Origin of the sequence: Bradyrhizobium pachyrhizi, assembly GCF_029714545.1 — a bacterium.
GTDB classification, from domain to species: domain Bacteria; phylum Pseudomonadota; class Alphaproteobacteria; order Rhizobiales; family Xanthobacteraceae; genus Bradyrhizobium; species Bradyrhizobium pachyrhizi.
The window spans coordinates 3,580,407-3,600,914 of the sequence record NZ_CP121667.1; the positions used below are offsets into that span (position 1 = coordinate 3,580,407).

At 66.4% G+C, this 20,508-nt stretch carries 13 protein-coding genes; 7 read left to right on the forward strand and 6 right to left on the reverse strand.

The genetic code is table 11. The features are described from left to right. Positions 1–111 precede the first annotated feature (111 nt). The 4 genes from QA639_RS16385 (at position 112) to QA639_RS16400 (ending at position 7,030) form a co-directional block, all read left to right on the forward strand. On the forward strand, positions 112–1,695 hold the full coding sequence (locus QA639_RS16385; protein WP_028331553.1) for a Do family serine endopeptidase: 1,584 nt from the start codon (positions 112–114) through the stop codon (positions 1,693–1,695). Positions 1,696–1,960: 265 nt separating this feature from the next. Beyond that, entirely contained in the window at positions 1,961–2,641 is a 681-nt protein-coding gene (locus tag QA639_RS16390; protein WP_028331552.1) for a response regulator transcription factor, read from the forward strand. After that, positions 2,625–4,079, forward strand: coding sequence for a sensor histidine kinase (locus QA639_RS16395; protein WP_050387037.1), 1,455 nt, complete (start codon positions 2,625–2,627; stop codon positions 4,077–4,079). The genes QA639_RS16390 and QA639_RS16395 overlap by 17 nt, the downstream gene beginning before the upstream one ends. Then, positions 4,076–7,030 carry a bifunctional [glutamine synthetase] adenylyltransferase/[glutamine synthetase]-adenylyl-L-tyrosine phosphorylase gene (locus QA639_RS16400; protein WP_283090232.1) on the forward strand — a complete coding sequence of 985 codons (2,955 nt, stop codon included), beginning with the start codon at positions 4,076–4,078 and terminating at the stop codon, positions 7,028–7,030. Before QA639_RS16395 ends, QA639_RS16400 begins: the two co-directional genes overlap by 4 nt. Positions 7,031–7,210: 180 nt before the next feature. Here QA639_RS16400 and QA639_RS16405 read toward each other — a convergent pair whose 3' ends face one another. From QA639_RS16405 to QA639_RS16425, 5 genes are read right to left on the reverse strand one after another with little or no spacing between them, the layout of a single operon-like run. Further along, positions 7,211–7,432, reverse strand: a complete 222-nt coding sequence (locus tag QA639_RS16405) for a formate dehydrogenase subunit delta (RefSeq protein ID WP_028331549.1) — start codon at positions 7,430–7,432, stop codon at positions 7,211–7,213. Beyond that, the gene (fdhD, locus tag QA639_RS16410; RefSeq protein WP_050387035.1) at positions 7,416–8,252 is read right to left on the reverse strand and encodes a formate dehydrogenase accessory sulfurtransferase FdhD; all 837 of its coding nucleotides are present in this window, start codon (positions 8,250–8,252) and stop codon (positions 7,416–7,418) included. Before fdhD ends, QA639_RS16405 begins: the two co-directional genes overlap by 17 nt. 2 nt (positions 8,253–8,254) lie before the next feature. Then, positions 8,255–11,131, reverse strand: a complete 2,877-nt coding sequence (fdhF, locus tag QA639_RS16415) for a formate dehydrogenase subunit alpha (protein ID WP_157347321.1) — start codon at positions 11,129–11,131, stop codon at positions 8,255–8,257. Between the two features lie 13 nt (positions 11,132–11,144). Beyond that, complete coding sequence (locus QA639_RS16420; RefSeq protein WP_028331546.1) at positions 11,145–12,713, reverse strand: formate dehydrogenase beta subunit; 1,569 nt, start codon at positions 12,711–12,713, stop codon at positions 11,145–11,147. Then, positions 12,710–13,186: a formate dehydrogenase subunit gamma gene (locus QA639_RS16425; protein ID WP_028331545.1), complete on the reverse strand. Its 477-nt coding sequence runs from the start codon at positions 13,184–13,186 to the stop codon at positions 12,710–12,712. The genes QA639_RS16420 and QA639_RS16425 overlap by 4 nt, the downstream gene beginning before the upstream one ends. Positions 13,187–13,442: 256 nt before the next feature. Between QA639_RS16425 and QA639_RS16430 the strand changes: the two genes are divergently transcribed. The 3 genes from QA639_RS16430 to mdoH all read left to right on the forward strand — a co-directional run bounded on the left by QA639_RS16430 (position 13,443) and on the right by mdoH (position 18,156). Further along, a complete protein-coding gene (locus tag QA639_RS16430) occupies positions 13,443–14,339 on the forward strand; it encodes a LysR family transcriptional regulator (RefSeq protein ID WP_018270739.1) in 897 nt (298 codons plus the stop codon). 242 nt (positions 14,340–14,581) lie between these two features. Beyond that, positions 14,582–16,048 (forward strand): glucan biosynthesis protein G, encoded by a 1,467-nt coding sequence (locus QA639_RS16435; RefSeq protein WP_283090589.1) that lies wholly within the window; start codon positions 14,582–14,584, stop codon positions 16,046–16,048. After that, positions 16,036–18,156, forward strand: a complete 2,121-nt coding sequence (mdoH, locus tag QA639_RS16440; protein WP_283090233.1) for a glucans biosynthesis glucosyltransferase MdoH — start codon at positions 16,036–16,038, stop codon at positions 18,154–18,156. The genes QA639_RS16435 and mdoH overlap by 13 nt, the downstream gene beginning before the upstream one ends. 10 nt (positions 18,157–18,166) lie before the next feature. On the opposite strand, the gene QA639_RS16445 is transcribed toward mdoH, so the two are convergent. Further along, complete coding sequence (locus tag QA639_RS16445) at positions 18,167–20,488, reverse strand: sensor histidine kinase (RefSeq protein WP_283090234.1); 2,322 nt, start codon at positions 20,486–20,488, stop codon at positions 18,167–18,169. Positions 20,489–20,508: the final 20 nt, after the last annotated feature.

Genomic DNA, 20,508 nt, shown 5'->3' on the forward strand with positions numbered 1-20,508 from the left:
TACAAAAGTTTAATTCCGCAGCCAGCGCGCCGTAAGGCTGATGACCCCATGTTCAGACCCATCAGGTGCTTGCCCCGGCACCAATGATTCTGGCCCTGGAGATTTCAAGACATGACCGACCGTCCCGACCTCTCGACCCTTCCGTCCTACAAGGCGCCGAAGCGCTCGCTGTTCTCTGCCCGCAAACTCGCGCTGATGGCGTCGGTCGTGGCCGGCCTCGGTGCCGCCACCTATGGCTTCAGCCCCTCGCACAACCCCGCCGACCTGTTCACGACGCCCGCGCATGCGCAGGTCAATAACGAGGTCAAGAAGGTTCAGCAGCCGGTCGGATTTGCCGACATCGTCGAGCGCGTGAAGCCGTCGGTGATCTCGGTCAAGGTCAACATTCGCGAGAAGGTCGCGAAGGACGACAGCGGCAATGACGATTCGCCGTTCCAGCCGGGTTCGCCGATGGAGCGCTTCTTCCGCCGCTTCGGCGGTCCGGATGGCTTGCCCCCGGGCCTGCGCGGTGGACCGCGTGGCGGTGGCGTGGTGACGGGCCAGGGCTCCGGCTTCTTCATCTCGGCTGACGGCTTTGCCGTGACCAACAATCACGTCGTTGACGGCGCCGACAAGGTCGAAGTCACCACCGACGACGGCAAGACCTATTCCGCCAAGGTGATCGGCACCGATCCGCGCACCGACCTCGCGCTGATCAAGGTCGAGGGCGGCTCCAACTTCCAGTTTGCCAAGCTGTCCGACTCCAAGCCGCGCATCGGCGACTGGGTGCTGGCGGTCGGCAATCCGTTCGGCCTCGGCGGCACCGTGACCGCGGGCATCGTCTCGGCCTCCGGCCGCGACATCGGTAACGGTCCGTATGACGATTTCATCCAGATCGATGCGCCCGTGAACAAGGGCAATTCGGGTGGCCCGGCGTTCGACGTGTCCGGTGAGGTGATGGGCGTCAACACGGCGATCTACTCGCCGTCCGGCGGCAGCGTCGGCATCGCGTTCTCGATCCCGGCCCAGACCGTCAAGAGCGTCGTCGCCCAGCTGAAGGACAAGGGCGCGGTCAGCCGTGGCTGGATCGGCGTCCAGATCCAGCCGGTGACCTCCGACATCGCCGACAGCCTCGGCATGAAGAAGGCCGAAGGCGCGCTGGTTGCCGAACCGCAGGCCAACGGCCCCGCGGCCAAGGCAGGCATCGAGTCCGGTGACGTCATCACCGCCGTCAACGGCGAGCCGGTGAAGGATGCGCGCGAGCTCGCCCGCACCATCGGTGGCCTCGCGCCCGGCAATGCCGTGAAGCTGAACGTGCTGCACAAGGGACAGGACAAGACCGTCAACCTCACGCTCGGCCAGCTGCCGAACAACCTGGAAGCCAAGGCTGACACCGACAAGAGCGACAAGGGCAATTCGTCCCGCGGCACCGACGTGCCGAAGCTCGGCCTCACCGTGGCGCCCGCCAACAGCGTGGCCGGCGCCGGCAAGGAAGGCGTGGTCGTGACCGAAGTCGATCCCAAGAGTGCTGCCGCTGAGCGGGGCTTCAAGGAAGGCGACGTGATCCTCGAGGTCGCCGGCAAGTCCGTCGGCACCGCCGGTGAAGTGCGGGATGCGATCACCGCGGCGCGCAATGACAGCAAGAACAGCGTTCTCATGCGCGTGAAGAGCGGCGGTTCGTCGCGCTTTGTGGCAGTGCCGCTGGCGAAGGGATAACTATCTATGAGTTGGAAGGCGTCGCCGGCATCAGTCGCCCCCGCCGACGGCGCCTTCCGGGGGGCGGGCCCCTTGCTCGCTCCCTACGTTGCCTTTCGATGGAATATGCCCCCCTCTGTCGGAAGGTCTCAGGGCGGTGAGGTCCCCCAGCTTCACCGCCCACTTTTTTCAAGCAATCGAGAATATGCGCGGTCGTCTTGCATGTGCAGGCCGGCCGCGTCATGCTGACAGAGGGCCAATTTCCGTGACCGCAATCGCTCCGCAAATGCGCATCCTGATCATCGAAGACGACCGTGAGTCAGCCGACTATCTGGTCAAGGCATTCCGCGAAGTCGGCTATATCGCCGATCTCGCCTCCGATGGCGAGGAAGGGCTGTCGATGGCCGAGTCCGGCGACTACGACGTGCTGGTTGTGGATCGCATGCTGCCGAAGCGTGACGGCCTGTCGCTGATCGGCAGCCTGCGCGACAAGGGCAACCGGACGCCGGTGCTGATCCTCTCGGCGCTCGGCCAGGTCGATGACCGCATCAAGGGCCTGCGTGCCGGCGGCGACGACTACCTGCCGAAACCCTATTCCTTCGCCGAGCTGCTCGCGCGCGTCGAGGTGCTCTCCCGGCGCAATGTCGGCCCGGCCGAGGAGACGACCTACCGGGTCGGCGACCTCGAGCTCGATCGGCTGTCGCACCGCGTCGCCCGCGGCAAGGACGAGCTGACCTTGCAGCCGCGCGAGTTCCGCCTGCTCGAATATCTCATGAAGCATGCCGGGCAGGTGGTGACGCGCACCATGCTGCTCGAGAATGTCTGGGATTATCATTTCGATCCGCAGACCAACGTCATCGACGTCCACATCTCGCGGCTGCGCTCCAAGATCGACAAGGGTTTTGAGCGGCCGCTGCTGCATACCATCCGCGGTGCGGGGTATATGATCCGTGACGGCATTCGGTAAACTGATCCGGACCACGGCGTTTCGGCTGACGCTGGTCTACCTGTTCCTGTTCGCGCTGTTCGCCGCCTCGCTGCTGGCTTACTTCGCCTGGAACACGCGGCGGCTGATCACCGAGCAGATCACGACGACGGTCAATGTCGAGATCAGCGAGATCACCGACATCTACAACCGCCGCGGCCTGCGCGGCCTGCTGAGCACCATGGGCAATCGTGCGCTGCGGCCGGGCGCCAACCTCTATCTAGTGACGGCGCCGAACGGGCAGATGCTCGCCGGCAATGTCGGCGCGCTGGCCCCGGGCGTGATGAGCACGCAGGGCTGGACCGAGACCGCCTATCGCCGGCTCGACGACCAGGACAAGACCGATCACCGCGCGCTGGTGCGGGTCACCCAGATGGACAACGGTTTCCGCCTGCTGGTCGGGCGCGACCTTGAGGAGCGGCGGCGGCTGTTCGGCATCGTCGCCAAGGCCGCGCAATGGTCGATCCTCGTCGTCGTCGTGCTCGGCATCGGCGGCGGCATCTTCGTCGCCCGCCGCGTGCTGCACCGGATCGACGCCATGACCGGCACCACCAAGCGCATCATGGCGGGCGATCTGTCCGGCCGGCTGCCGGTCGGCCGCAGCGGCGACGAGCTCGATCGCCTGGCGGAAAATCTCAACGCCATGCTGGAGCGCATCGAGGCGCTGATGACGGGGCTGAAGGAGGTCTCCGACAACATCGCCCATGACCTCAAGACGCCGCTGACGCGGCTGCGCAACCGCGCCGAGGAGGCGCTGGCGCGGTCGGGCTGCGAGGCCGACTATCGGGCGGCGCTGGAACGCACCATCGAGGAATCCGACGGGCTGATCCGCACCTTCAACGCCCTGTTGATGATCGCGCGTGCCGAGTCCGGCCAGGCGCGCGGCAACATGGACGATTTCGACGGTGCCGACGTCGCCAACGGCATCCATGAACTATACGAGCCGCTGGCCGAGGACGACGGCATGACGCTGCAGGTGAAGACCGTGCCGGCGCCGATTCACGGCAACCGCGAATTGATCAGCCAGGCGGTCGCCAACCTGGTCGAGAATGCCATCAAATACGGCAAGCCCGACGTGAGCGTGCAGCCGCTCAATGCGGATGCCCGGGAGATCCTGATCGAGGCGCGGCGCGAGGGCGACCAGGTCCTGCTCAGCGTCACCGACCACGGTCCGGGCATTCCCGAGGCCGACCGCAAGCACGCTGTCGAGCGCTTCGTCCGGCTCGAGGCGAGCCGGACCTTACCCGGTTCCGGTCTCGGCCTCAGCCTGGCCTCGGCGGTCGCCACGCTTCATGGCGGCGAGCTCAGGCTCGGCGATGCCCATCCGGGGCTGATCGCCACCCTGGTGCTGCCCGCGCGGGCGGGCGGCAGTGACAGGCTTGCGGCTCAAACGCAGGATGTGCCACAGAAGGCGGCATGAATGCCGCCGCGCCGGGAAACGCGGATCGACATCGTCTGGCCGCGCGGTTCGCGGACGGACCGCGTGTCGCCGCGCCCGTATCCGCCGATCAGCGCCTGACCGACTGGTTCGCCGAGCTCGAGCCGGCGCAATCGGGCGCGCTCAATGCATTGCTCGAACATCCGTTCGCACGGGACATCCTGCGCGGCATCGCCGAGTTCTCGCCCTACCTGTTCGAGCTCGCGCGTGCCGACGCCGCGCGCCTGATCCGGATCCTGTCATGCGACCCGGAACAGCATCTGGCCAACCTGATCGAGACGACGTCGCGCGATGTGTTCGCCGCCGGCAGCGAGGCCGACGTGATGGTTCTGCTTCGCCGCATGAAGGCGGAGGCCGCGCTGATGATCGCGCTGTGCGACATCGGCGGCGTCTGGCCGGTGATGCGGGTGACGGCGGCGCTGACCGACATCGCGGTGAATTCGGTGCAATCGGCGCTGCGATATTTGTTCCGGCAGGAAGTAGCTCGCGGCCGGATGACCGCCGCCGATCCCGATCACCCCGAAGCGGGTTCGGGCCTGATCGTGCTCGCGATGGGCAAGATGGGGGCCGGCGAGCTGAACTATTCCAGCGACATCGACCTGATCGTGTTCTTCGATCGCGCGGCCACCTCGCTCGCCGAGGACATCGAGCCGCAGCCGTTCTTCGTGCGCGTCACCCAGGCGATGGCGCGGATGCTGCAGCAGCGCTCGGGCGACGGCTATGTGTTCCGGGTCGATCTCAGGCTGCGTCCGGACCCGGCCTCGACCCAGGTCGCGATCTCGACCGACGCAGCGTTGCATTATTACGAGCGCGAGGGACGCACCTGGGAGCGCGCCGCGATGATCAAGGCGCGGCCCTGTGCCGGCGATCCGAAGGCCGGCGAGGCGCTGATCGGCGAGCTCGCGCCGTTCGTCTGGCGCAAGCATCTGGATTTTGCCGCGCTTGCCGATGTCCACGACATGAAGCGGCAGATGCAGACCTATCGCGGCCAGAGCGAGATCTCGGTCGAGGGCCATAACGTCAAGGTCGGCCGCGGCGGCATCCGCGAGATCGAGTTCTTCGCCCAGACCCAGCAGCTGATCGCCGGCGGCCGCCATCCGGAGTTGCGGGTGCGGCCGACGCTGGAGGCGCTCAATGTGCTCGCCAACAGCAACTGGATCACCTATGAGGCGCGCGACGAACTGACGACGGCCTATGAATTCCTGCGCCGGGTCGAGCACCGGCTGCAGATGATCGCCGACGAGCAGACCCATTCGCTGCCCGAGGACGTCGAGCGTTTTGCGCATTTCTTCGGCTACGAAAATCGCGAGGCCTTCGCCAGGGACCTGCTCGGCCAGCTCAAGATCGTGCAGAACCACTACGGCAAGCTGTTCGAGGGCGACGATCCGACCGGCACCGCGAAGCTGCCGGACATCGACTACGGCGCCGGGCCCGAGGACGCCCGCCTGATCGAGCATCTCGCCAATCTCGGCTTCAAGAAGCCCATTGCGGTTGCCGGCACCGTGCAGCAATGGATCGAGGGCGACTATCGCGCGCTACGCGTCGAGGCGACGCGCGCCGCGTTCCTCGAATTCATTCCCGGCCTGATCGACGGCCTCGCGAATGCCGAGGAGCCGGACGATGCGGTGGCGGCGTTCGACCGTTTCCTCGGCGCGCTGCAGCGGGGCGGGCGGCTGATCTCGCTGCTCAGCCAGAACCGCGATTTCGTCGCGCTGGTGGCGCTGATCCTCGGCGCGGCTCCGCGGCTCGGCGACATGCTGGCGCGGCAGCCGCAGATCATGGACGGCCTGGTCGACCCGCGCTTCTTCGGCGCCATGCCGGACAAGAAGGAACTGTCGGAGCGGCTCGCCGCCACGCTGCAGGATGCCTCGTCCTACGAGGATTTCCTCGATCGTCTGAGATTGTTCGGCCAGGAGAGCCTGTTTTTGATCGGCACCCGGATCCTGTCCGGCACGGTATCGGCGCAGCACGCCAGCACCGCCTTTGCCGATGTGGCCGAGGGGATCGTCCACACCGTGCACGGCCTCGTCACCGACCAGTTCGCCGCGCAATATGGCCGGATCAAGGGGCAGGAGACCGCGATCATCGCGATGGGCCGGCTCGGCAGTCGCGAGATGACGGCGTCCTCCGACCTCGATTTGATCCTGCTGTACGATTTCGACGGCGAGGCGCCGGATTCCGACGGCGAGCGCTCGCTGCATGGCGCGCAGTATTTTGCCCGCTTCACCCAGCGCCTGATCAGCGCCTTCACGACCCGGACCAATTACGGCGTGCTCTATGAGGTCGACATGCGGCTGCGCCCGTCGGGGCGCGCCGGCCCGGTCGCCTCGCGAATCGATTCATTCTCCGACTATCAGGAGCGCGAGGCCTGGACCTGGGAGCACATGGCGCTGACGCGCGCCCGCGTGATCTCGTCGTCGCCTGGGTTCCGCGAGAAGATCGAGACGATCATCCGCAGCGTGCTGACCCGGCCGCGCGATGCGGCATCGGCCGCGGCCGACGTCGCCGACATGCGGCGCGCGATCGCGCTGGAGAAGGGCGAGGACGACGTCTGGGATCTCAAGCTCGCCGCCGGCGGGCTCGTCGACATCGATTTCATCGCGCAGTATCTCCAGCTCGCGCATGCCGCGGGGAAGCCGGAAATCCTCAGCGTCTCCACGCTGCAGGTGCTCGACAACGCCGCCAGGCTCGGCCTGCTCGGCCAGTCCGAGGCCGAGATCCTGCGCTCGGCGGCGCGGCTCTATCATGACCTGACGCAGATCCTGCGGCTCTGCGTCACCGGCAAGTTCAATCCGGAGACCGCGGGCGAAGACCTGCTGCGCGTGATGGCGCGGGCCGGGGACACGCCGGATTTCTCCGCACTGGAAGCCCGCCTGCGCGAGACCCAGAGCGAGGTGCGCCGCGTCTTCAACGCGATCGTGGGCGGGGGCTGATCCGACTGCGATGCTCGACCCGTCATCGCTGAGGTGCGAGCTCTTGCGAGCCTCGAAGGATGCACGGCCACAGTCGGGCCGCCGACCCTTCGAGACGGCCGCTTTGCGGCCTCCTCCAGCGACAATGGCAAAGCCATTGTGCGGGCGTGACGGTGCGAGAGCTGAGCCTGCAAAAGCGCCCTACGCCTGCTGCTTCAGCTTCTGCAGGGCATCGCGGACGTCGGGATCGAGGCCGGTGCCGCCGGCGTCGAGATGGGCGAAGATCTGCTTGCGCATCCGCGGATCCCAGAACTTCCAGATGTGCTCGGAAATGCCCTGCACGGCGCGGTCGCGCCCCTGGCTCTGGAAGAACTTTCCGATCTGGTTCGCCATATAGACCAGTTTGTCAGGCGACGACGACATAAGCGGACTCCTTGCCGGCCACCGCGCCTGTGACGCGTTCCGGATGCGTAAAGATTTCAAATCCATCGGCGCGAGCGATCGCGGCGAGCGTGATGCCGGCGGCATCCGCCATCCGTACCGCAAGCGCGGTCGGCGCCGACACCGCGGCGATCAGCGGCGCGCCGATCGCGGCGGTCTTCTGCACCATTTCGACCGAAACGCGGCTGGTGAGCAGCACCATGCCTTCGCTGGCATTGACCTTGTCGCGGGCCAGCGCGCCGGCGAGCTTGTCGAGCGCATTGTGGCGACCGACATCCTCGCGCAGCGCCACGATGCCGCGCGCGCCCGTCCAGAATGCCGCGGCGTGCACGGCGCGGGTCTGGTGGTTGATCTCCTGCAGCGGCGCGACCGCCGCCATCGCCGCCATGATCTCGCGCGGCGAGAATACGCGGCCGGCGCGCACCACCGCGGCCGGCCGGACCGCCTCGCTGATGGAATCGAGGCCGCACAGGCCGCAGCCGGTCGGTCCGGCGATGTTGCGCCGCCGCTCGGCGATCCGCTCGGCCCTGTCAGGCCTGAGCCACATCCGAAGCTCGATGCCGTCATCGAGCTCGACGATGTCGAGGGTCTCGATCTCGTCGGCCGCTTGCACGATGCCTTCGCTCAGGCTGAATCCAACGGCGAAGTCGCCGAGGTCCTCGGGCGAGCCCATCATCACGGCGTAGGTGCCGCCATTATAGGTCAGCGCGAGCGGCGTCTCTTCCGGGATCAGGCGCGCGCCGTCGCTGAAGACGCCGTCACGCCAGACTTTCCGCCTCGATTGGTGGACGGGCTCGCGCATCGTTACTCCGCAGCTTCCACCACCGGCGCGATGCGGCGGGAGTGGCGTGCCTGCTCGTCATAGGCCTTCTGCCAGTCGGACGGACCGTTCGACGGCGAGATCTGCACCGCGGTGACCTTGTACTCCGGACAGTTGGTGGCCCAGTCGGAGAAATCGGTCGTGATGACGTTGGCCTGGGTGTCAGGGTGGTGGAACGTGGTGTAGACCACGCCCGGTGCCACGCGGTCGGTGATCTCGGCGCGCAACGTGGTCTCGCCGGCGCGGCTTGCCAGCCGCACCCAGTCGCCATCGCGCACGCCGCGCTGCTCGGCGTCATGCGGATGGATCTCCAGCCGGTCCTCGGCGTGCCACACCACGTTCTCGGTGCGGCGAGTCTGCGCGCCGACATTGTACTGGCTGAGGATGCGGCCGGTGGTGAGCAGCAGCGGATAGCGCGGGCCGGTGCGTTCGTCGGTCGCGATATATTCGGTGAGGATGAACTTGCCCTTGCCGCGCACGAAGCCGCCGATATGCATCACCGGGGTGCCTTCCGGCGCCTTTTCGTTGCAGGGCCACTGCACCGAGCCGAGCTCGTCGAGCCTGGCATAGGAGACGCCCGCGAAGGTCGGCGTCAGCGCGGCGATCTCGTCCATGATCTCGGATGGATGGGCGTAGTTCATCTCAAAGCCCATCGCCTTGCCGAGCATGATCGTCACTTCCCAGTCGGCATAGCCGTTGAGCGGCGTCATCACCTTGCGGACGCGCTGGATGCGGCGTTCGGCATTGGTGAAAGTGCCGTCCTTCTCGAGGAAGGTCGAGCCGGGCAGGAAGACGTGGGCGTAGTTCGCGGTCTCGTTCAGGAAGAGATCGTGGACGATGACGCATTCCATCGCCGACAGCGCCGCCACCACATGCTTGGTGTTGGGGTCGGACTGCAGGATGTCCTCGCCCTGCACGTAGAGCCCCATGAAGCTGCCTTCGATCGCGGCGTCGAACATGTTCGGGATGCGCAGGCCCGGCTCGTTGTTGAGCTTGACGTTCCACATCGCCTCGAACTGCTCGCGCACCGCATCGCCGGCGATGTGGCGGTAGCCCGGCAGCTCGTGCGGGAACGAGCCCATGTCGCAGGAGCCCTGCACGTTGTTCTGGCCGCGCAGCGGGTTCACGCCGACGCCGGGCCGGCCGATATTGCCGGTCGCCATCGCGAGGTTGGCGATCGCGATCACCGTGGTCGAGCCCTGGCTGTGCTCGGTGACGCCGAGCCCGTAATAGATCGCGCCGTTGCCGCCGGTGGCATAGACCCGGGCCGCCTCGCGCAGCACCTTCGGATCGACGCCGGTCATGATCGCGGTGGCTTCCGGGCTGTGCTTGGGATCGGCGACGAAAGCCGCCCAGTCCTGGAACTCGCTCCAGTCGCAGCGCTCGCGCACGAAGGTCTCATCGACGAGCCCTTCGGTCACGATGACATGGGCGAGCGCGGTGAGCACGGCGACGTTGGTGCCGGGCATCAGCGGCAGATGCAGCGCCTTCACATGCGGCGACTCCACCATCTCGGTGCGGCGCGGATCGATCACGATCAACCTGGCGCCCTGGCGCAGCCGCTTCTTCAGCCGCGAAGCGAACACCGGATGGGCGGAAGCCGGATTGGCGCCGATGATCAGCACGACGTCGGTGTCCTCCACCGAATCGAAATCCTGCGTGCCGGCCGAAGTCCCGAAGGTTTGCGACAGGCCGTAGCCGGTCGGCGAATGGCAGACGCGGGCGCAGGTGTCGACATTGTTGTTGCCGAAGCCGGCGCGGATCAGCTTCTGCACCAGATAGGTTTCTTCATTGGTGCAGCGTGACGAGGTGATGCCGCCGACCGCGTCGCGGCCGTATTTCTGCTGGATGCCCTTGAACTTCGCGGCGGCGAAATTCAGCGCCTCGTCCCACGACACTTCCTGCCAGGGGTCCTCGATCCGTTCGCGGATCATCGGCTTCAGGATACGCTCCTTGTGGGTGGTGTAACCCCAGGCGAAGCGGCCCTTGACGCAGGAATGGCCGCGATTGGCCTTGCCGTCCTTCCAGGGCACCATGCGCACCACTTCCTCGCCGCGCATCTCGGCCTTGAAGGCGCAGCCGACGCCGCAATAGGCGCAGGTGGTGACGACCGAATGCTCGGGCTGGCCGATCTCGATCACGGATTTCTCGGTCAGCGTCGCGGTGGGGCAGGCCTGCACGCAGGCGCCGCAGGATACGCATTCGGAGCCGAGGAAGCTCTCGTTCATGCCGGGCGAGACGCGGCTGTCGAAGCCGCGGCCGGAGATCGTCAGCGCGAAGGTGCCTTGCACTTCCTCGCAGGCGCGGACGCAGCGCGAGCAGACGATGCACTTCGAGGGGTCGTAGGTGAAGTACGGATTCGACTCGTCCTTCGGCATCCAGTTGTCGTTTTCGCAGCCGTGCGATTTGGCGAAGACGTGGTTCTCGCCTTCATAACCGTAGCGCACGTCGCGCAGGCCGACCGCACCCGCCATGTCCTGCAATTCGCAGTCGCCGTTCGCGGCGCAGGTCAGGCAGTCCAGCGGGTGGTCGGAGATGTAGAGCTCCATCACGCCCTTGCGCAGCTGCTTCAGCCGCCCGCTCTGGGTGTGCACGACGAGGCCGGGCATCACCGGCGTGGTGCAGGAGGCCGGCGTGCCGGCGCGGCCCTCGATCTCGACGAGGCAGAGCCGGCAGGAGCCGAAGGCGTCCACCATGTCGGTCGCGCAGAGCTTCGGAATCTGGGTGCCGGCTTCCATCGCCGCGCGCATGATCGAGGTGCCCTCGGGCACCGTGATCTGATTGCCGTCGATGGTCAGCGTGACCATCGTCTCGGATTTGGATTTGGGCGTGCCGAAATCGGTTTCCTGGATCAGCGACATCGTGATTTCCTTGCTATTCCGCGGCCTGCAGCCGGGCCGGTGCGGGACCTAGATCTCCGCCAAAATCTTCCCGGAAGTGTTTCAATGCGCTCATCACGGGGTAGGGCGTGAAGCCGCCGAGTGCGCACAGCGAGCCGAATTTCATGGTGTTGCAGAGGTCTTCGACAACCGCGAGGTTTTCCGCCACGCGCTCGCCATTGATGATCTTGTTGATGGTCTCGACGCCGCGGGTCGAGCCGATCCGGCACGGCGTGCACTTGCCGCAGGATTCGACCGCGCAGAATTCCATCGCAAAGCGGGCCTGCTTCGCCATGTCGACGCTGTCGTCGAACACCACGATCCCGCCATGGCCGATCAGGCCGTCGCGCGCGGCGAACGCTTCATAGTCGAACGGCGTGTCGAACAGCGCGCGGGGGAAGTAGGCCCCGAGCGGGCCGCCGACCTGGACCGCGCGCACCTCGCGCCCGGTGAAGGTGCCGCCGCCGATCTCGTCGACGAGTTCGCCGAGGGTGACGCCGAAGGCGGTCTCGAACAGCCCGCCATATCTGATGTTGCCGGCGAGCTGGATCGGCATCGTGCCGCGCGAGCGGCCCATGCCGAAATCGGCGTAGGCCCTGGCGCCGTTGTCGAGGATGAAGGGAATCGCCGCGAACGACAGCACGTTGTTGATCACGCTCGGGCGGCCGAACAGGCCCTTATGCGCCGGCAGCGGCGGCTTGGCCCGCACGATGCCGCGGCGGCCCTCGAGGCTTTCCAGCAGCGAGGTCTCTTCGCCGCAGACATAGGCGCCGGCGCCGACCCGCACCTCGAGATCGAACTCATGGGCGGAGCCGCCGATGCGCTTGCCGAGCAAACCGGCGCGGCGGGCGGCCACGATCGCCGCGTTCATCGCGTCGACCGCGTGCGGATATTCCGAGCGGATGTAGATGTAGCCCTTGGTGGCGCCTACCGTGATACCTGCGATCGTCATGCCCTCGATCACGACGAAGGGGTCGCCTTCCATGATCATGCGGTCGGCGAAGGTACCGCTGTCGCCTTCGTCGGCGTTGCAGACGATGTATTTGCGGTCGGCGCTGGCCTGCGCCACGGTCTTCCACTTGATGCCGGTGGGGAAGCCGGCGCCGCCGCGGCCGCGCAGACCGGACGTCGTGACGTCGGCGAGGATCTGGTCGGAGGTCAGCGTCAGCGCCCGCTCCAGGCCCTTGTAGCCGCCATGGGCGCGGTAGTCGTCGACCGAGCGCGGATCGATCACGCCGCAGCGGGCGAAGGTCAGCCGGGTCTGGCGCTTCAGCCAGGGAATCTCGTCCGTGACACCAAGCCGCAGCGCGTGCTGACCAGTGCCGGCCATCGCGTCGAGCAGGGATGGAACGTCCGCCGGCGTCGCCGGGCCGAATCCGACGCGGCCCTGGGCGGTCGCCAGTTCGACCATCGGCTCCAGCCAGTAGAGGCCGCGCGAACCGGTCCTGACGATCTCAACCGGCATGCCGCGCGCTGCCGCGGCCTGCTCGAAGGCGAGGGCGACGTCGTCGGCGCCGACGGCAACCGCGCCGGCGTCGCGGGGAATGAAGATCCGCATCGTCATCGCTGTGCCTCCGCGACCAGCGCGTCGATGCGCGCTTCATCGAGCCGGCCGACCACGCGGCCATCCAGCATCGCCGAGGGCGCGGTGGCGCACAGCCCGAGGCAGTAGATCGGCTCCAGCGTCACGCGGTCATCCGCCGTGGTGTTGCCGAGGGCAACGCCGAGCTTGGCTTCCGCGCGCGCCGCGAGCGCATCGCCGCCGGCGGCCTGGCAGGCCTCGGCGCGGCACAGCTTGAGGACGTGGCGTCCGGCAGGTTGCTTCCGGAAATCATGGTAGAAGGTGAAGACGCCGTGCACCTCGGCGCGCGACAGGTTGAGCGCCTCCGCCACCATCGGGATCGCCGGCTCCGGCACGTAGCCGAAGGCCTCCTGCAGCGCGTGCAGGATCACCAGCGTGGCGCCTTCAAGCCCGGCATGCTCGGCGATGATTTCAGCGCCGCGCGCCTTGTCCCAAGGTTCGTATCCCACCGTCATCAGCGCTTCTCACGATCAGTTTTTTGCTTCGCACATGAGAGTTGGAATCCTTCGAAACATCAATAAAGCTGTCTCATGCGGCGATTGCGAAACGCGATTAATAGCGTCGTCGAATGGATCGATGCGGTTTCGTAATAATGTTCTGGAATCACGCACTTCCGCGGCGCTTTGGATTTCGGGATCGCACCCCGATCGTGCTACCTATGGACGTGTTGGGCTGCCGCTTGGGGCACCGTTTTCCGAGGGGGTTTGAACCTTGATCGACAAGCTGGAACTTCTGCTGGCGCTGGCCAAGGAACGGCATTTCGGCCGGGCTGCGGAGGCCTGCGGCGTCACCCAGCCGACGATGTCGACCAGCCTCAAGCAGCTCGAGGAGATCCTCGGCGTCATGCTGGTGCAGCGCGGATCCCGCTTCCAGGGCTTTACGCCGGAAGGGGAGCGGACGCTGGACTGGGCGCGGCGCATCGTCGGCGATGCGCGCGCGATGAAGCAGGAGATCAACAGCCTCAAGGACAAGCTGTCGGGCGAGATCCGGATCGCGGCGATCCCGACCGCGCTCGGCATGGTGGCCTCGCTCACCACACCGTTCCGGGCGCGCCATCCCGACGTGCGGTTCCGCATCCAGTCGTGCACGTCGGCCGACGTGCTCGGCCTGCTCGAGAATCTCGAGGTCGATGCCGGGCTGACCTATATCGAGAACGAGCCGATCGGCAAGGTCCGCACCATCCCGCTCTACAATGAGAGCTATCGCTTGCTGACGGCGCCGGATGCGATGTTCGGCGACCGCAAGCAGGTGACGTGGAAGGAAGTTGGCACCGTGCCGCTCTGTCTGCTCACGCCCGACATGCAGAACCGCCGCATCATCGATCGCGCGTTGACCTCGGTCGGCGCTGAGGCGACGCCAACGCTGACGTCGAACTCACTGCTCGTGCTCTACACCCATGTGAAGACCGGCCGCTGGGCCAGCGTGATGCCGGCCAAGCTCGCCGAGACGCTCGGCCTTGCGGATGCGGTGCGCAGCATTCCGATCGTCGATCCGGTCGTGGACTACAGCATCGGCCTCGTGATCCCGCAGCGCGATCCGATGACGCCGTTGATCGCAGCCTTGGTGCAGGTCGCACGCGAGGTCGCGCCGACGCTCGAGAGCGCGTAGCTCTCGGCATTCTTTCGTAGCCTTTCCGCCACGGTTCCGGCACAGCAGCAACCGACCACGCGTTGTGTGCTTGCGTTGAAGCAAGTCCTGGTGTTCAGCCGGCGGACAATCTTCGCTTGCTCGCAGCAAAGATGGAACTCAGCGCCGGCTCGGCGGTTGCATTGCGGCGTCCCGGTCAGCGAGCAGGAGCTGCTTTGAATCGTCGCCAGTTACTCCACGGATCGGCCGTGTTGCCGACACTCATGTTCTTGCCACAGCGCCAAGCCGCCGCCGCAGGGAGCGCGACGGACGCACCCTTCAACCCAGGCATGGTCAGGGAGCTTGCGCGCAATCTCGCCAGCAAGTCGTTCGAGGCGCCGGACGAGAAGTTGCCGAACGGCCTGACGGACCTCAACTACGACCAGTACCGGTCGATCCGCTTCACGCCCGAGCGCGCGCTGTGGCGCGGTTCGAAGCTGCCGTTCGAAGCGCAGTTCTTCCACCGCGGTTTCTTCTACAAGAACAAGGTCAAGATCTTCGAGGTCGCCGACGGCAAGATCAGCGAAGTCAAGTATAGCAAGGACATGTTCTCGTTCGGCGAGACCGTGCCTGACTTCACCGAGACCGACCTCGGCTTTGCCGGATTTCGCATCCACGCGCCGATCAACAAGCCGAACTACTATGACGAGGTCTGCGTCTTCCTCGGCGCGAGCTATTTCCGCGCGGTCGCCAAGGAGGAGACCTATGGCCTGTCGGCGCGCGGCCTGTCGATCGATACCGGCGAGGCCAAGGGCGAGGAGTTTCCGTTCTTCAAGGCGTTCTGGCTCGAGCGCCCGGTGCCCAACGCGACCTCGCTGGTCATTCACGCCTTGCTCGACAGCAAGAGCTGCGCGGCAAGCTATCGCTTCACGATCAGACCCGGAGCGACCACGGTGTTCGATGTCGAGGCATCGCTCTATCCGCGCGCCGATCTCGAGCATGCCGGCCTTGCGCCGATGACGAGCATGTTCTTCTTCGGGCCCAACGATCGCAACGAGGTCGACGACTTCCGGCCGTCGGTGCACGATTCGGACGGGCTTGCGATCTACAACGGCAAGGGCGAGAGCCTGTGGCGCCCGCTGAGCAATCCGCGCGACCTCCAGATCAGCACGTTCCAGGACGTCAATCCGCATGGCTTCGGGCTGATGCAGCGTGAGAAGAATTTCTTCGCCTATCAGGACATCGAATCGCGCTTCGAGAAGCGTCCGAGCCTGTGGGTCGAGCCGATCGGCGACTGGGGCGAGGGCGCGGTCATTCTGATCGAGATCCCGACCAAGGAAGAGATCCACGACAACATCGCCGCATTCTGGCGGCCGAAGGCGCCGCCCAAGGCCAAGAGCGAGACCAATTTCACCTATCGCCTGCATTGGGGGCCGGATGCGCCGAAGCCGCACTCGCTCGCGCGCTTCACGCGCAGCGGCATCGGCGCGCATGGCGAGAACAGCAAGCTGTTCGTGCTCGACCTGTTCGGGGACAATCTGAAGGGGATCGATCCCGGCAGCGTCAAGGGCGTCGTGACGGCCGAGAAGTCCGAGATCACGAATGTCGTCACGCAGCCAAATCCGAATACCGGCGGATGGCGGCTCAGCTTCCAATGCGCCGTCAAGAAGGACCCGATCGAGCTGCGTGCGCATCTGGCGCAGGATGACAAGCCGCTCTCCGAGATCTGGGTCTATCGATGGGCGCCATAGTCACGTCGCCTCAGTCCGACGTCGCCGCGGCGGCCGAAGGCTTCCTGCCACAAGAGAGCCCGCTTGCGATGTCGGCGGCCGATCTCGGCCGGCCGCCGCATGCGGTGAGCACGCCGGTGTCGGTCGGTGCGGGCATGTTGATGCGCCGCGCGTTCGTCCTGATGTTGACCGTAGCGCTGACCGGTGCCGGCGCCTACGAGATGTACATGGTGGTCCAGGTCGGCGGCGTGACGATCATGGAGGGCATGGTGCTGGTGCTGTTCGTCGCGCTGCTCGCCTGGATCGCGTTTTCGTTCGCTTCGGCGCTCGCCGGCTTCTTCGTTCTGCTTCGGCGCAACGGCAATGCCTTGCCGATCCGCGACGATGGTCCCTTGCCGCAGCTCGCGAGCCGGACCGCGGTCCTGCTCCCGACCTACAACGAGAATCCGCATCAATTGATGGCGCGCCTGCGCGCCATCTACGAGTCCGTCGAGGCGACCGGGCAGGGCGACAGCTTCGACTGGTTCGTGCTCAGCGACACCCGCGATCCGGATATCTGGATCGCCGAGGAACGGGCGTTCCTCGAACTGTGCGAGGCCTGCGGCGCGCAACGGCTGTTCTACCGGCATCGCGCCGACAATACGGCGCGAAAGTCCGGAAATGTCGGCGAGTGGATCACGCGGTTCGGCGGCGCCTATCGGTTCATGATCGTGCTCGACGCCGACAGCCTGATGTCGGGCGACACCATGGTGCGGATGGCGCACGCCATGGAGACCAATCCGCAGGCGGCGCTGCTGCAGACGCTGCCGGTCATCGTCAACGCGCGCAGCCTGTTCAGCCGCCTGCAGCAGTTTGCCGGCCGGCTCTACGGACCGATGGTCGCCGCCGGCGTTGCGTGGTGGCACGGCTCCGAGGGCAATTATTGGGGGCACAACGCCATCATCAGGATCGAGGCATTTGCGCAGCAGGCGGGGCTGCCCGAACTCTCCGGACGCAAGCCGTTCGGCGGACATATCCTGAGCCACGACTTCGTCGAGGCGGCGCTGATGCGGCGCGCCGGCTGGGGCATCTACATGGCCCCGATGCTCGGCGGCAGTTTCGAGGAGGTCCCGCCGTCGCTCTTGGATTTTGCCGCGCGCGACCGCCGCTGGTGCCAGGGCAATCTGCAGCATCTCGCCGTGCTGAGGACGCGCCGGCTGCACTGGATCTCGCGGCTGCATTTCATGACCGGGATCGGCTCCTACATCACCGCGCCGCTCTGGCTGTCGTTCCTGCTGCTCGGAATCCTGATCTCGTTGCAGGCGCGCTTCATTCGGCCCGAATATTTTCCGAAGGGCTTTTCGCTGTTCCCGAACTGGCCGGCGCAGGACCCGGTGCTCGCCGCCTGGGTGTTTGGCCTCACCATGGCGCTGCTGATCGTGCCGAAGCTGCTCGGCTTCCTCCTGTTGCTGACACGGTCGGACGTGCGCCGGCAATTCGGCGGCGGTTTCCGGGCGCTGACGGGCGTGATCGCCGAGGTGCTGATCTCGGCGATGATCGCACCGGTCATGATGGTGTTCCAGTCGATTGCCGTCGTCGAGATCCTGCTCGGCCGGGATGCCGGCTGGCAGACGCAGCGGCGCGATGACGGCGCGGTCGAGCGGCGGGAGCTCTATCGGAAGTACGGCGTTCCCACCGCCTGCGGTGTTGCGATGGCGATAAGCGCCTGGGCGGTGTCGCTGCCGCTGCTGCTGTGGATGTCGCCGGTGATCGTCGGCCTGCTGTTTGCGATCCCGATCGGGGCCTGGACCGCCAGGCCGGCGATGCGCGCGCTGTTCGTGACGCCGGAGGAAGCGAAGCCGCCACGCGTGCTGGTCCGCGCCAATGAGCTGGCATCGTCGCCGGCACTCGCATCGGCCCCCGCGCTCGCGACGTTGCGGCAGGATTCCGGGCTGCTGCATCGCCATCTCTCGTCGCTGCCGCCGGCGCGGCGCGGCGGTCCGGGCGAGATCGATCTTCACCTCGCGGTGGCGCGTGCACGGATCGAGGCAAGCGACAGCTTCGACCAGGCAGTCCGGCATCTCACGCCTCGCGAGACGCTGGCCGTGCTCGGTGATTCCGCGCTGCTGGAAGGGGTGCTTGCGAAGTAGTGTGGGAGGCTCAGGCCGCTTCCGGCAGCTTCGTCTGCAGGGACCGCGGATCGCGCGGGAGCGTGACGCGCACGACGGTGCCGACGCCGAGCTTGGAGCGCAGCCGCATCGAGCCGCTGTGCAGGTTGGTGAGCGAGCGCGCGATCGCAAGTCCGAGGCCTGAGCCCTGGTAGCTCTTGGTGAGCTGGCTCTCGACCTGCTCGAACGGCTTGCCGAGCCGCCGCAGCGATTCCGGCGCGATGCCGATGCCGCTGTCGGCGATCAACAGCACGATCGAGTCATCCAGCATCTGACCGCGCACCAGCACACGACCGTGGTCGGGCGTGAACTTCACCGCATTGGAGAGCAGGTTGACGATGATCTGCTTGACCGCGCGGCGGTCGGCGACGACCGAGATCGTGCTTTCGATATCCGACTCCAGCGACAATCCCTTGTGCTCGGCGCGGCCGGAGACCACGCGCAGCGACTCCGCGAGGATGCCGGAGAGATCGAGCGGCTCCATGTCGAACTTCATGCGGCCGGCCTCGATCTTCGACATGTCGAGAATGTCGTTGATGACCTCGAGCAGGTATTTCCCCGACGTCAGGATGTCGTGGCAGTATTCCGCATATTTGTCCGAGCCGAGCGTGCCGAACAGGCCGCTGCCCATGATCTCGGAGAAGCCGATGATGGCATTGAGCGGGGTGCGCAGCTCATGGCTCATGTTGGCGAGGAACTTCGACTTGGCGGCGTTGGCGTCCTCGGCGCGGGTCTTCTCCTGCGAATATTTTTCGGCGAGGTCGGCAAGCTCGACGGCCTGCCGCTCCAGTTCGGATTGCGAGCGCTGCAGGTCGATCACGGTGGCGCGCAGGCGCAGGTCGTTGTCGACCAGCTTCTGCTCGTGCGCCTTGATGCGGGTGATGTCGGTGCCGACCGAGACGTAGCCGCCGTCCTTGGTGCGGCGCTCGCTGATGTGCAACCAGCTGCCGTCGTCGAGCTGGGCCTCGAAGGTGCGGGCGCCGGGCGCCGGCACGCCGCTCTCGTGCAGGCGGGTGCGCACTTCCGGCATGCTGCCGACCTCGATCACGGTCTCGTAGGAGGTACCGGGGCTGACGGCGGAATCGGGCAGCTTGTGCAGCCGCTGGAAGTGCGAGTTGCAGAGCACGAGACGATCGTCGGCATCCCAGAGCACGAAGGCCTCCGGAATGGTCTCGATCGCGTCGCGCAGCCTGAGATCGGCTTCCACCGACTTCTCGGCGAGGCTCTTCTGCTCAGTGATGTCGACCGCGATGCCGATCAGATGCAGGCCGCCGTCGGCCGCGGCGTGGCTGAGCTCGCAGCGCACCCGCAGCCAGATCCAGTGGCCGCCGACATGGCGCATGCGGAAGCTCTGGTCGATGTGATCGATCTTGCCCGCGATCAGCTGGTCGGCGATGTCGAACAGGTTGATGTCGTCCGAATTCACCAGCGCATTGACCTCGCCGAAGGTGAGGAGGTCGTTGCGGGTGTCGAGGCCGAGCAGCGTGAACATCGACTGCGACCAGAAGATCCTGCCGCGCGACAGGTCCCAGTCCCACAATCCGCAGCGGCCGCGGTTGAGCGCGGTGTCGATCCGGCCGCGCACGGCGTCGTTGATCAGGTCGCCCTCGCGGGCGCGGGTCGATTGCCAGTGGAAGGCGAAGCCGAGGATCAGCACCACGAAGCTCGTGGTCGCCGACAGCGTCACCGAGAGCGCCGCGTCCGATCCCCAGATCGGCTCGTTCATCTCCTGGATGACGACGACCTGGCCGGGCAGCGACTTGACGAGCTGCGAGATCGCCAGCGCGCCCGTGCCGCCGGGCAGCGTCATGTCGCTGACCGTGCCCTGCTGGCCGGGCGCGACCAGCAGCTGCGCGGTGGAGACGATGTCGAGGATGCGGTCGTTCTCGCCGGCGCCATCGACCGGCACGCGCGCCAGCACACGGTGATCGGCGCTGGTGATGATGACGTGGCGGCCATAGGCGATGCCCCAGGACGGGATCAGGTCCGGCAGCAGTTCCTGCATCCGCTCGATATTGGCGAGCCGGTCGCGCCGCACCGAGGTCAGGCGATCGAGACGTTCGGCTAGGATGTCGGACAGCGCGGCGAGGTCGCGCTTCATCGCGCCGCGCTTCTGCCGGTTCTGGTCGATCACCTGGACGAAGGCGCCGAGGCAGATCGTGATGAGGAAGGCGATGATGAGGGTAGGGACAGCGCGGCGCAGTGCAGGCTCGGCCGTCAGGAGCCTGTGATAGGCCGGTTTCGCGATCGACTGCGCCAATCCCTTGATCGAATCGGATTGGACGCACGCGTTCGCTGCATGCGCGCGCGCCATGCCTGAGACCCCCGCTCTAA

Coding starts and splice junctions, on each gene's coding strand:
- QA639_RS16425 (WP_028331545.1), bottom strand. CDS start 13,186: ATGACGGTGGGATACGAACCTTGGGACAAGGCGCGCGGCGCTGAAATC.
- QA639_RS16405 (WP_028331549.1), bottom strand. CDS start 7,432: ATGTCGTCGTCGCCTGACAAACTGGTCTATATGGCGAACCAGATCGGA.
- QA639_RS16445 (WP_283090234.1), bottom strand. CDS start 20,488: ATGGCGCGCGCGCATGCAGCGAACGCGTGCGTCCAATCCGATTCGATC.
- QA639_RS16420 (WP_028331546.1), bottom strand. CDS start 12,713: ATGACGATGCGGATCTTCATTCCCCGCGACGCCGGCGCGGTTGCCGTC.
- mdoH (WP_283090233.1), top strand. CDS start 16,036: ATGGGCGCCATAGTCACGTCGCCTCAGTCCGACGTCGCCGCGGCGGCC.
- fdhD (WP_050387035.1), bottom strand. CDS start 8,252: ATGCGCGAGCCCGTCCACCAATCGAGGCGGAAAGTCTGGCGTGACGGC.
- fdhF (WP_157347321.1), bottom strand. CDS start 11,131: ATGTCGCTGATCCAGGAAACCGATTTCGGCACGCCCAAATCCAAATCC.
- QA639_RS16385 (WP_028331553.1), top strand. CDS start 112: ATGACCGACCGTCCCGACCTCTCGACCCTTCCGTCCTACAAGGCGCCG.
- QA639_RS16400 (WP_283090232.1), top strand. CDS start 4,076: ATGAATGCCGCCGCGCCGGGAAACGCGGATCGACATCGTCTGGCCGCG.
- QA639_RS16435 (WP_283090589.1), top strand. CDS start 14,582: ATGTTCTTGCCACAGCGCCAAGCCGCCGCCGCAGGGAGCGCGACGGAC.
- QA639_RS16390 (WP_028331552.1), top strand. CDS start 1,961: ATGCGCATCCTGATCATCGAAGACGACCGTGAGTCAGCCGACTATCTG.